Source organism: Enterococcus gallinarum NBRC 100675, from assembly GCF_001544275.1.
In the GTDB taxonomy this organism is placed as follows: domain Bacteria; phylum Bacillota; class Bacilli; order Lactobacillales; family Enterococcaceae; genus Enterococcus_D; species Enterococcus_D gallinarum.
On the sequence record NZ_BCQE01000010.1, the window covers coordinates 1 to 1,551 of the forward strand.

3 protein-coding genes are annotated in these 1,551 nt (G+C 34.9%); 1 reads left to right on the forward strand and 2 read right to left on the reverse strand.

Annotated elements, in window-relative coordinates; genetic code table 11:
* A partial coding sequence (locus EG2_RS07175; protein WP_156424231.1) for an LPXTG cell wall anchor domain-containing protein occupies positions 1–199 on the forward strand: 199 nt, incomplete at its 5' end.
* 127 nt (positions 200–326) lie between these two features.
* On the opposite strand, the gene EG2_RS18340 is transcribed toward EG2_RS07175, so the two are convergent.
* Positions 327–863, reverse strand: a complete 537-nt coding sequence (locus tag EG2_RS18340) for an EF0163 family protein (RefSeq protein ID WP_082709534.1) — start codon at positions 861–863, stop codon at positions 327–329.
* A gap of 20 nt (positions 864–883) precedes the next feature.
* Positions 884–1,551 (reverse strand): CHAP domain-containing protein (locus EG2_RS07185; RefSeq protein ID WP_156424232.1); only part of this gene is annotated, 668 nt, incomplete at its 5' end.

The following is a 1,551-nucleotide window of genomic DNA, read 5'->3' on the forward strand; positions in this document are numbered from 1 at the left end:
TGAAGATTCAGGTAAAGCAGTCACTTTAAAAAATACTACCCCTAAAACTCTAATCACAGAGAAGAATATTTCAAATAATAATTCAAAGTCAAATAATACTCTTCCTCAAACGGGTGAAAAAGAATCATCAGGAATTTTAGCTGGATTAGTAATTTTATTGTCTTCTATTGCAGTAGGAATCAAATTAAATAGAAAATGAAAAAATATCTAGATTAGTCCAATAGAAAACAGAGATAGAATAAGTATTCATTCTATCTCTGTTTTTAATTGAAAATAAATAATCTCTATTCGATTTAATTACAATAATTATCACAGTTCTTTTTCTTTTAATACGCACTCCGTACATAATAAATCTTAATCCCATCAATCTTTTGTGCTTCTTTATCTACTTTCAATTGAAGTAATACAAATTGAGTGACTTCATTCATTGTTTCTTCTCCAAATAACAAATATTGATCCGGATTCTCTATATCTTGTGTCACCTGATAAAGTTTCCCAGTTGTATTGATTTGTACATGTGGGTCTATATCAATACTATTGTCTTTAATACAACGATCTGTCATATAATCTCTTACAGCTTGATTGCATTTATAAACATCTGTGAAATTACTCCATTTTCTAGCAAAATCTTTTAAGAAATTTTTTGTCATTTCATCTATTTGTTGCGCTGTCTCGTCTTCTAATGAACCAATTTGACTGTTACTTTCAGTACTTTGAAGAGTTCCACTTGTTTCTTTTACTGCTTCGATTGTTTCTTCTGTCGTTGTCAATTGTGTTTTTTGTTTTTCAGAAGAAAACCAATGACAACCAGTAAGGCCTATCAAACATAACCAACTAAATACTAAAATTATCCCTTTTTTCACGCTTCTAGTCACTGCCTTTCTTATTTCACCTTACGAACCAGACTACGAATTTTTGTTTGATTGTACGTGCGTTGATACCGAGCCATAATCCGTCCTTGCTCGGCATTCTGTTCTACAGTGGAGAAACTTTGTCCATTATTTGAGACATCTGTTATGATACCGGTATGACCATAAATTCCAGGGGATAGTGTACCACCTGCTTGCCAATTCACCACATCTCCTGCTTGTAAATCACTTGGTTTTGGGTTCATGATTACTTGCCAGCCATAGGTTGCCCAGTTATAATCTTCCCCTATTAACATCGCAAACATATGCCCAGAACCCATTAATTGTGGGCCTCCTAATTGGGAGACATACCACGCCGTGCCACCATAACATTCCCCATTATTTACGGGTCGTCCAATGATCCGATCTAAAACTTTCGCATTGCCTTTACTTTTTCCTGCAATAAGCGAAGTTTTTTTTGTTGGTAGGCTATTCCAATGCTTGATCGCAATGGCATCATATTCCGTTAAGTTATAGGACTTTATGATACTCATTGCGCCTTGATAATATGGACTGCCTTCAGTAATACCTGCCGCCGCATAACCTCCACGACCTAGAATCAATAAACAACTTCCAGGATCTTTATTGCCCACACATTGATTAAAGTTGCTTTGACTCGCCACCATAAATCCATAATAGTCAT